Origin of the sequence: Streptomyces niveiscabiei (assembly GCF_001419795.1) — a bacterium.
In the GTDB taxonomy this organism is placed as follows: domain Bacteria; phylum Actinomycetota; class Actinomycetes; order Streptomycetales; family Streptomycetaceae; genus Streptomyces; species Streptomyces niveiscabiei.
Genome location: NZ_LIRL01000452.1, coordinates 1 through 9855, shown reverse-complemented (window position 1 = coordinate 9855; position 9855 = coordinate 1). Strand labels below are relative to the sequence as shown.

Genomic DNA, 9855 nt, shown 5'->3' with positions numbered 1-9855 from the left:
ACCCCGCTCTTCTTGAACCCCCCGAACGGCGCCTCCATGTTCCGCCCGACGGTGTTGACCCCCACGCCCCCGGCCCGCAGCCGCCGCGCGACGCGGAAGGCACGGGCGACGTCGCCGGACCAGACGTAGTCGATGAGCCCGTAGTCGGAGTCGTTGGCGAGGGCGATCGCCTCCTCCTCGTCGTCGAAGGGGAGGACGGCGACGACGGGCCCGAAGATCTCCTCGCGGACGGCCCGCATGTCGTTGGTGCAGTCGGCGAGGACGGTCGGCCCGAGATAGAAACCTCGCTCGGGAAGGTCGACGACCTTGCCCACCAAGGGCGTTGCTCCTTCCCGGACCGCCGACTCGACGTGCGCCCGCACCCGCTCCCGGTGCGCCGCGCTGATCACCGGCCCCATGACGGTCCCGGCCTCCCGGGGATCCCCCAGCGTCAACCGCCCGGCGTAGGCGACGAGTTGCTCAACCAGCCTGCCGTACACGCCCCGTTGGACCAGCACCCGTGTGGGCGCCGTACAGATCTGCCCGCTGTAGAAGGAGAACGTCGTCCCGATCCCGGCGACGGCGGAGCCCAGATCCGCGTCGTCGAAGACCAACGCCGCGCCCTTGCCGCCGAGTTCCATGAGCTGCCGCTTCATGCCCCGCCCGCACGCCTCGGCGATCCGCACGCCGACGGCGGTGGACCCGGTGAAGCTGACCATGTCGACGTCGCGGGACGAGACGGTCGCCTCGCCGACCTCGACTGCCTCTCCGGAGACCACGTTCACGACACCGGGCGGCACCCCGGCGGCTTCCAGGACCTCCGCCATCCGGTACACCGACAGCGGGTCCTGGGGCGCCGGTTTCACGACGACCGTGTTGCCCATGGCCAGCGCGGGCGCGATCTTCCCGGCCGGGTTGGCCCAGGGGTTGTTGTAGGAGGTGATGCAGGTGACGACGCCGACGGGCTGCCGTACGGCCAACGCCCCCATGACGGCGGCCTTTCCCATCGGCCCGGCCTCGTTGATCTGCGGGGCGATGGGCCACTCGGCGGGTTCGACGCGGGCGTACCGCCTGAACCGGGCGGCGGCGACGCCGAGTTGCATGGAGCGGACGGTCGCGGTGGTCGCCCCGGTCTCGGCGCGGGCCAGGTCGGTGAGTTCGGCGCGCCGGGCGAGGATCAGGTCGGCGGCGCGGGCGAGGACGGCGGCCCGCTCCTCGGGGCGCGTGCGCGACCAGCTCTCGAACGCCGAACTCGCCGCCGCACACGCGTCGTTCGCCTGCGCGGCGGACGCCTCGGGGGCGAGGCCGACGACGCCCTCGGTGGCGGGGTCGATCACCTCGTAGTGTCCGCCGTCCGGTTCCACCCACGCGCCGCCGACGAACAGCCGCTGTCCGTCGGTCACTTGGTGCTCACCGTCCGGGTGTCGGTCCCGGAGCGCAGCACCTTGCCGGGTACGGCGCCGGTCACGACGTCGTCGCGGATGGCCTCGACTCCGTTGACCCATACGGCTGTTATGCCGAGGGCTTTGGAGTCGAGCCGTGGGCTGTCGCCCGGCAGGTCGTGGACGAGGGTCGCCTTGCCGGCGTCGATGCGGTCGGGGTCGAAGAGGACGAGGTCCGCGTGGAACCCCCGCTCCACGCGCCCGCGTTGGCGCAGTCCGAAGAGTTGCGCGGGGTCGTCGGTGAGCATCTTCACCGCCTGCTCCAGCCCGACGAGTCTGCGCCCGCGCAGGCAGTCGCCGAGGAAGCGGGTCGTGTACGGCGCCCCGCACATGCGGTCGAGGTGCGCGCCCGCGTCGGAGCCGCCGAGGAGGACGTCCTCGTGCCGCCAGGTCTCGGCCCGCAGCGCCCAGGAGGCGGGGTCGTTGTCGCGCGGCATCGGCCAAAGGACCGTGCGCAGGCGGTCGTTGGAGCAGATCTCGACGAGGGTCGCGAAGGGGTCCTGGCCGCGTTCGGCGGCGATGTCGCGGACGACGCGCCCGGTGAGGCCCTCGTTCTCGGGGCTGTAGGTGTCGCCGATGACGTACCGCCCGAAGTCGGCGAGCCTGCGGAAGACGCCCGCCTCCTTGGACTGGGCGCGGCGCAGCATCTCGGCGCGTACGTCGGGGTCGGCGAGTTTCTCGATGCGTTCGGGGACGGGCAGTCCGAGGATGGGGCCCCAGCCGGGGATGAGGTTGAGCGCGCAGAACGTGCCGAGGGACATGTTCATCGGCGTGAGGATCGGCATGGTCAGCGCCACGACGCGGCCACCGGCCTTGCGGGCGCGCTCACTTGCGTGCAGTTGCCGGGGTACGCGTTCGGGTACCCCGGCGTCGACGGTGAGGACGTTCCAGTTGAGGGGGCGTCCGGCGGCGGCGGACATGTCGACGAGGAGGTCGATCTCGGCGTCGCTGAACTGGTCGAGGCAGCCGGCGACGATGGCTTCGATCTGGGTGCCCTCGTGTTCGCCGACCGCCTTGGACAGGGCGATGAGTTCGGCGGGCAGCGCGTGCCGGGAGGCGACCGGTCGGCCGTCCCCGTCGGAGTGGGTGGTGGACTGGGTGGTCGAGAAGCCCCAGGCTCCGGCGTCCATCGCGTCGTGCAACAGCCGGACGATCTCGGCGAGTTGCTCCTCGGTCGGCTGTCCGCCCACCGCGTCGGCGCCCATCACGTGCCGTCGCAGCGCGCAATGCCCCACCATGAAACCGGCGTTGACGGCGATCCGCCCTTCGAGGGCGTCGAGGTACTCGCCGAAGGAGTGCCAGCTCCAGGGCGCGCCCTCCTCCAGGGCGACCAGCGACATGCCCTCGACCTTGGACATCATCCGCCGTGTGTAGTCGGCGTCCTGGGGTCGCGCGGGGTTGAGAGGGGCGAGGGTGAAGCCGCAGTTCCCGGCGGCGACGGTGGTGACGCCGTGGTTGAGGGAGGGGGTGGCGTAGGGGTCCCAGAAGAGCTGGGCGTCGTAGTGGGTGTGCGGGTCGACGAAGCCGGGGCACAGGACGAGGCCGCTCGCGTCCTCAACTGTCCTGGATTCCTCGGTGACTTCACCGACGACGGCGATACGGCCGTCCCGGATCCCGACGTCGGCGACCCGCGCGGGGCCGCCGGAGCCGTCAACTACCGTGGCGCCCTTGATGACATGATCGAGCATCAGCTCTCACGCTCCCTGACGGAACCGTGTCGTCCGGTGCACGGGGTCCGTGTCGATCTTCGGGATGACGTGCTCGCCGATCAGCCGGATGGTCTGGAGCGTCTGCTCCTTGGGCACGCCCACCGGCAGTCCGAAGCTCAGCTGGTCGGCGCCGGCCTGCTCCCAGCGCTTGCACTGCCGCAGCACCTCGTCGGGGTCGCCGCAGATCAACAGCTCTTCCTCGATGAGGAGTTCGACGAACTCGGGGGTGTACTCGGGGAGCGTCTCGGGCCAGACCGGGAAGCCCTCGGGGCGCGGGAAGGTGTCGTGGTAGCGGAAGACGAGCGAGGGCAGGTAGTGCAGCCCGCCGCTGACCGCGACCTGGATCGCCTCGTCGTGGGTGGGCGCGCAGATCGCCGTGGTCGTCACCATCACGTTGTCGTTGACGAAGTCCCCGACCGGTTCGGCGTCGACGATCGCCGTCTTGTACTGCTCCAGCACCCATTCCATGTCGGAGACCTTCTGGATGCTGAACCCGAGGACGCCGAGACCCTTCCGGGCCGCCATGGCGTACGACGGGGGCGAGCCGGCCGCGTACCACATCGCCGGGTGGGACTTGCCGTACGGCTTCGGCAGCACCTTCCTCGGCGGCAACTGCCAGTGTTTTCCCTGGAATCCGACGTACTCGTCCTGGAGCCACATCTTCGGGAACTCCGCGATGGTCTCCTCCCACAGCTCCTTCGTGTGGTTCATGTCGGTGACGCCCGGCATGAATCCGAGGATCTCGTGGGAGCCGGCGCCGCGTCCGCTGCCGAACTCGAAGCGGTTGCCGGTGAGATGGTCGAGCATGGCGACCTTCTCGGCGACTTTCACCGGGTGGTTGACCGGCGCGAGGGGGTTGAAGATGCCCGAGCCGAGGTGGATGCGCTCGGTGGCGTGCGCGAGGTAGCCGAGGAACACCTCGTTGGCCGACAGGTGCGAGTACTCGTCGAGGAAGTGGTGCTCCGACGCCCAGGCGTACTTGAACCCCGACCGGTCCGCCTCGATGACGTACTCGGTCTCCTCCAGCAGCGCCTTGTGCTCCGCGAGCGGGTCGTCCTCGCCCCGCTTGCCGACGTATCCCTGTACAAAGAGCCCGAATTCCAAGGAGGTTCACCGCCCCAAGACTGTTTCTGACGGACCGTCAGCCAATGAACTGCCGCCGACTCTGGCACCGCCCCCCCGTAAGCGTCAATAGCTGATGAGCCGTCAGATGACCGAGACCCCCGCCAGCCACCCCCCGTCGATCACGAACGGCTGTCCCGTGATGTACGACGAGTCCGCCGACGTCAGGAACAGGGCGAGGCGGGCGACCTCCTCGGGACGTCCGATGCGCCCCAGCGGAACGAGCTTGCGGTACAGCGCGTCCAGCGCCTTCGACGTCTCCTCGGGGTCCGAACTCGGATCCAGGAGCGAGGGGTTGGACATGGCCGTGTCGATCGCGCCGGGGCAGATCGCGTTGACGCGTATGCCGCGGGGCGCCAGCTCCAGGGCGGCCACGCGGGTCAGACCGAGGATCGCGTGCTTGCTCGCGGCGTACGCGCCGACCGCCGCCATGCCCGTGATCGCCGTGTACGAGGCGGTGTTGACGATCGTGCCGCCGTCCGCGAGCTCGGGGGCGGCCGTCTTGACGCCCAGGAAGCAGCCGACCTGGTTGACCCGCACGACCTGCATGAACTCGTCGAGCGGCGTGTCCGTGAGGGCGTTGAAGCGCAGGATGCCGGCGTTGTTGACGAGCCCGTCGAGGCGGCCGTACGCCTCCTTGGCCGCGTCGACCGCCGCACGCCAGGAGTCCTCCTCACGGACGTCCAAGTGCACGTACAGGCAGTCGAGTTCGGCGGCGAGCGCCTCACCCTGTTCGTCGAGGACGTCGGCCACGACGACCCGCGCGCCCTCGGCCGCGAAGAGCCGCGCCTCCTGCTCGCCCTGCCCTCGGGCGGCGCCCGTGACGATCACGACCCGGCCGTCCAGCTTGCCTGTGCTGTCCATGGGACCCCCTCGGCATCGGTGGAGCCAGCATCGTAGCGCCGTACCTGATGAGTCGTCAGATACCTGCACAGGCATTGCGTGAGCAATGTCACAAGACCGCGAGCCGGGATATTTGACCCTGTCGGCACCCGCCCCGAGCCCCCAATAATCCAGACCGCGGCAGACAAAGAAGTCTTCAAGGGAGGAACAAGGGATGGCCAAGAGAAAGCTCCGGAACAAGAAGGTCCGATACGTCGCGATAGGCGCCGCGCTGGCGACCGGAGGCGCCATCATCACCCTCCTCCCCTCGGCGAACGCGGCCGACGAGCAGAAGACGCCGGAGCAGATCATGACGATGTGCGAGCGCTCGGCGGTCCTCAACGGCAAACAGCGTTCCGTGAGCGACTTCAACGGGGGCTTCGCCGACGGGTTCCAGGCCGACAACTGTGATTTCGTCGAGACGAACTTCGAGACCTTCGACGGCCCCACCGAGAAGGCGTCGATCGACTTCCCGAACTGCGAGCCGGGCGCCACGGAACCGGCCAAGGTGAAGGTCGGCTGGACGGCGACGGTGGCCCAGGGAGAAGGCAAGTACACCGTGACCCAGCAGGGCGGCGGCGGTGGTCTTTTCGGCGCCATCAGCGGCTCGTGGGTGAAGCACAAGGGCACCCTGGACATGACCGTGGATTCGGCGACCGCCAGTGACACGGAAGAGCGCGAGGTGCCGGTCGGCAAGGTGCTGCACATGGAATTCACGCCGAAGATGCAGCGCATGACCGGCGAATGGCGCGTACGGATCGACGCGCGCTCGGCGACGACCGTCACGAACGCCACTCCCGAGAAGAACTTCGTCGCCCCGGACATCGTCGAGGGCCCGCACATGCTGCCGGGCGCGGCCGGGGCACCGGGCGTCGTCGACGGCGTGTCCAAGGCCGTCCTCGAAGACTGCTGAACCCTCCCCACCAGCCATTACACCCCCTGGAGACTGTCATGGGCACCCGCACCAGAAAGCACCGCAGCCGCAAGAAGCGCATCACCCTGGCCCTCGCCCCGGTGGCCGCGCTCGCCGTCGCGATCCCGCTGATGAACTCCGCCGGCGCGGCCACGCCGAACGAGGTATCGGCCGACTGCGCGGCGGATTCCGACAAGCTGGAGAACTGCGAATTCGTCGACGTGCAGTTCAAGGCGAACAGCCTCGGCCCGAATCAGCGGGTCTCCCCCGTGACGAACAACTGCGGGAACACCACGGCGGCCTCGAAGGAATTCGCGGTCAGCACCTCGGTGACCCGCAGCATCGAACTGGAGGACGGCTTCACCGTGGAGGGCGGCACGAAACTCGCGAGTTCCGTCTTCGAGGTCGGCGTCCAGTTCAGCACCTCGGAGATCAACATCACCCGGGACGAGAAGACGACGGGCCTGAGTTTCGAGCGCAGCGACACCGTCCAGCCCGACAGCATCGCCTTCTTCATGTGGTCCGCGAAGCGCACGGACGTGAGCGGATTCCTGCGCGCCACCTACAAGGATGCCCAGGACGGACAGAAGGTCTTCTTCTCCCCGAGTGAAGGCGCCACGTCCGTGCACGTCTTCTATCCGCAGATCCTGAAGAACGGAACTCCGGACGGCCGCCTGTGGCTGCGGAACGTGAAGTGCGGAACGCCTCAGGCGAACGGCATCCTGAACTCCGAGAACAGCATTCGGGTGGAGCCGGGTCTCGACGAGGGCGGCACCAATGTGACGGACGTGGAAATCCCGGTGGCCGAGATCAGCCAGTCCTGAAGTCGATCGTTTTCAGGTGCGAAGCACGGGCGTGGCCCCCAGCCAGCGCAGGACCGCGTCCGTGCTCCCGCGGGCGTCGAGCTTCGCGTAGATGTTGCTGAGGTTGTTGCGCACGGTCTTCTCGCTGAGCCGCAGCCGCAGTCCGATCTCCTGGGCGCCGAGCCCGGTCGAGAGCAGTTCCATGATCTGCCGTTCGCGCGGCGAGAGAAGGGCCCGCAGGCGCTCCACCGCATCCCCTCCGGCGGGCGCCTCGCGGGCCCCCTCGCGCAGCGCGGCGCTGGCCGCCGGGGACAGGTAGGTGTGGCCGACTGTGGCCGCCATCACGGCCGAGGAGAGCATGCAGGTGCAGTAGTCGCCGTCGACGAGGTAGCCGGCGCCGCCCCGAAAAACCTCGACGACCGTCTCGACGTCCCGCCGCCCGCTGACGACGATCACCGGCACCCCGCGCCCGGCGAGGGCACCGGTCAACTCCGGGAGCGCGTGGGCGGGTTCGACACAGCTCAGCAGGACGACGTCCAGCGGGGTGTCCGCTAGCTTCGGGTAGGGCGGGGCGACCTGCCAGACCCGGCCCACGTACGAGTCGTCCGGCGCGGGCCAGTCGGAGTGCGGCCAGTGGGTGCCTTCAGCGCAGGCCAGAGCTACAGAGAGCCTTTCGGAGGATCTCACTGCGGGGGGTCCTTCCGCCGGAACAGCGACGTCCGTACGTTCGTACATACGCGGTCCGGCAGGGACATGTTCAAAGATTCAAGAGAGGTGCCTCACAGACCCCAGCAGAGGGGCTACTTCGGCACCGAACTTCCTTATCTGATCGGCTAGTTCGCCAACAGAGCGGCTTCTGAACCTGACTTGGATCTGGCCCACTCCCCACTGCCCGTACGCGTTCAGGGAGTCGGCCAGTTCCACGGGGCTCCCGGTGAGCGTACGGCGGCCGACGTCCCAGTCCGGCGTCCCGACGTACAGCGGCTCGGCGATGGCTCCGACGATGAACTCGCCCATGTCGCCGCGCAGTTGCCGGATCGCCTCGATCTGTCCGGGCAGCCGGTCGCGCGGGTCGCCCTGCGGCAGCCAGCCGTCGCCCTTGAGGGCGGCCCGGCGGATCGCGGCGGGCGAGGACCCGCCGACCCAGACCGGCACGCGCGGCTGGGCCGGGCGAGGGCGCTGGCCGAGGTCGTCGTAGTCGTACAACGTGCCGTGGTGGCCGGTGAATTCGTCCGGCCCGAGCGCTGTCCGCAGAGCGTCGAGGGTCTCGTCGAGTACGGCGCCGCGCCGGGCGAAGTCGACGCCGAGCGCCTCGAACTCCTCCTGGACGTGGCCCGCGCCGACGCCGAGGATCAGCCGGCCGCCGGAGAGGTGGTCGAGGGTGGCGTACTGCTTGGCGGTGAGCAGGGGGTGCCGCAGACCGGCGATCGCGACGTGGCTGAGGAGCCGGACGCGGGTCGTGACGGCGGCGAGGTGGGCGAGGGTCGCGACGGGGTCGTACCAGACCGTGCCCATCGCGTCCGCGAGGCGGCGCGGGATGGCGACGTGGTCGCAGCAGGCGACGTACGCGAACCCCGCCTCGTCGGCGGCGCGGGCGACCTCCACCAACTCCCGTGGCCCTGCATTGAGTTCCCAGGGTTCGACGTAGATGCGGCTCTGCGACTGGACGGGGAGCTGGATGCCGTAGGCGAGGCGGCCGGTCATCTCGGGCCCGGCCACAGGCCGTTGTCGGTCAGGCCGAGCAGTTCGATGGCGTTGCGGCGGACGATGCGGTCCACCACGTCGGCGTCGAGGTGGCCCATCTGGGACTCGCCGACCTCCCTGGACTTCGGCCAAGTGGAGTCGGAGTGGGGGTAGTCGGTCTCGTAGAGGACGTTGCCGACGCCGATCGCGTCGAGGTTGCGCAGGCCGAACGCGTCGTCGAAGAAGCAGCCGTAGACGTGCTCGGCGAAGAGTTCGGACGGCGGGCGGTGGACCTTGTCGGCGACGCCGCCCCAGCCCCGGTTCTCCTCCCAGACGACGTCGGCGCGCTCCAGGATGTAGGGGATCCAGCCGATCTGGCCCTCGGCGTACATGACTTTGAGGTTCGGGAAGCGTTCGAACTTGCCGCTCATCAGCCAATCGACCATGGAGAAGCAGCAGTTGGCGAAGGTGATGGTCGAACCGACCGCCGGGGGCGCGTCCTTGGAGGTGGACGGCATCCGGCTGCTGGAGCCGATGTGCATGGCGATGACGGTGCCCGTCTCGTCGCAGGCGGCGAGGAAGGGGTCCCAGGCGTCGGAGTGCACGGACGGCAGGCCGAGGTGGGGCGGGATCTCGGAGAACGCGACGGCGCGCACCCCGCGCGCGGCGTTGCGGCGGACCTCGGCGGCGGCCAACTCGGCGTCCCACAACGGGATCAGGGTGAGCGGGATCAGCCGGCCGCGCGCCTGCGGGCCGCACCACTCCTCCACCATCCAGTCGTTGTACGCCCGCACGCACAGCAGGCCGAGTTCGTGGTCGCTCGCCTCGGTGAAGGTCTGCCCGCAGAAGCGCGGGAACGTGGGGAAGCAGACCGCCGACTGGACGTGGTTGACGTCCATGTCGTCGAGGCGCGCGGGGACGTCGTACGAGCCCGGCCGCATCTGTTCGTAGGTGATGACCTCCAGCCGGATCTCGTCGCGGCTGAACCCGACGGCCGTGTCGAGGCGGGTCAGCGGGCGCTGGAGGTCCTCGAAGAGCCACCAGTCGCCGAGCGGTCCTTCGTCGCCCTTCTCGCCCATCACGGGCTTGAACCGCCCGCCCAGGAAGGTCATTTCCTTCAGGGGCGCCCGGACGACGCGCGGGCCGGTGTCGAGGAACTTCTTCGGGAGGCGGTCCTGCCAGACGCGCGCGGGTTCGACGGTGTGGTCGTCGACGGAGATGATCAGCGGGAACTCTGTCGTGTTCTCCATGTCGGCCACGGTAGCGCCGATCTGACGGGTCGTCAGCTCTCGTAGCGGCAAAGGGCATTCCCTCGGCCGCGG

Annotated in this window: 9 protein-coding genes; 2 read left to right on the top strand and 7 right to left on the bottom strand. The window is 69.3% G+C overall.

Going from position 1 to position 9855, the window contains the following annotated elements; all coding sequences use genetic code 11:
• The 4 genes from AOK24_RS21945 to AOK24_RS21930 form a co-directional block, all read right to left on the bottom strand.
• A partial coding sequence (locus tag AOK24_RS21945; protein WP_055721775.1) for an aldehyde dehydrogenase family protein occupies nt 1-1382 on the bottom strand: 1382 nt, incomplete at its 3' end.
• A complete protein-coding gene (locus tag AOK24_RS21940; RefSeq protein ID WP_055721774.1) occupies nt 1379-3109 on the bottom strand; it encodes an N-acyl-D-amino-acid deacylase family protein in 1731 nt (576 codons plus the stop codon). The genes AOK24_RS21940 and AOK24_RS21945, both read right to left, overlap by 4 nt.
• A gap of 6 nt (nt 3110-3115) precedes the next feature.
• Nucleotides 3116-4234 (bottom strand): LLM class flavin-dependent oxidoreductase, encoded by a 1119-nt coding sequence (locus tag AOK24_RS21935; protein WP_055721773.1) that lies wholly within the window; start codon nt 4232-4234, stop codon nt 3116-3118.
• Nucleotides 4235-4336: 102 nt separating this feature from the next.
• Nucleotides 4337-5116: an SDR family NAD(P)-dependent oxidoreductase gene (locus tag AOK24_RS21930; RefSeq protein ID WP_055721772.1), complete on the bottom strand. Its 780-nt coding sequence runs from the start codon at nt 5114-5116 to the stop codon at nt 4337-4339.
• A gap of 193 nt (nt 5117-5309) precedes the next feature.
• Here AOK24_RS21930 and AOK24_RS21925 point away from each other — a divergent pair, with 193 nt between their 5' ends.
• Both AOK24_RS21925 and AOK24_RS21920 read left to right on the top strand, forming a co-directional pair.
• A complete protein-coding gene (locus AOK24_RS21925) occupies nt 5310-6047 on the top strand; it encodes a hypothetical protein (protein ID WP_055721771.1) in 738 nt (245 codons plus the stop codon).
• Nucleotides 6048-6085: 38 nt separating this feature from the next.
• A complete protein-coding gene (locus AOK24_RS21920; protein ID WP_055721770.1) occupies nt 6086-6871 on the top strand; it encodes a hypothetical protein in 786 nt (261 codons plus the stop codon).
• Between the two features lie 12 nt (nt 6872-6883).
• Here AOK24_RS21920 and AOK24_RS21915 read toward each other — a convergent pair whose 3' ends face one another.
• The 3 genes from AOK24_RS21915 to AOK24_RS21905 form a co-directional block, all read right to left on the bottom strand.
• Complete coding sequence (locus AOK24_RS21915) at nt 6884-7537, bottom strand: response regulator transcription factor (protein WP_055721769.1); 654 nt, start codon at nt 7535-7537, stop codon at nt 6884-6886.
• A 78-nt stretch (nt 7538-7615) separates the two neighbouring features.
• A complete protein-coding gene (locus AOK24_RS21910; protein WP_055721776.1) occupies nt 7616-8554 on the bottom strand; it encodes an LLM class F420-dependent oxidoreductase in 939 nt (312 codons plus the stop codon).
• Nucleotides 8551-9792, bottom strand: a complete 1242-nt coding sequence (locus AOK24_RS21905; protein WP_055721768.1) for an amidohydrolase family protein — start codon at nt 9790-9792, stop codon at nt 8551-8553. Before AOK24_RS21905 ends, AOK24_RS21910 begins: the two co-directional genes overlap by 4 nt.
• Between the last annotated feature and the right edge of the window lie 63 nt (nt 9793-9855).

Coding starts and splice junctions, on each gene's coding strand:
- AOK24_RS21940 (WP_055721774.1), bottom strand. CDS start 3,109: ATGCTCGATCATGTCATCAAGGGCGCCACGGTAGTTGACGGCTCCGGC.
- AOK24_RS21925 (WP_055721771.1), top strand. CDS start 5,310: ATGGCCAAGAGAAAGCTCCGGAACAAGAAGGTCCGATACGTCGCGATA.
- AOK24_RS21930 (WP_055721772.1), bottom strand. CDS start 5,116: ATGGACAGCACAGGCAAGCTGGACGGCCGGGTCGTGATCGTCACGGGC.
- AOK24_RS21920 (WP_055721770.1), top strand. CDS start 6,086: ATGGGCACCCGCACCAGAAAGCACCGCAGCCGCAAGAAGCGCATCACC.
- AOK24_RS21910 (WP_055721776.1), bottom strand. CDS start 8,554: ATGACCGGCCGCCTCGCCTACGGCATCCAGCTCCCCGTCCAGTCGCAG.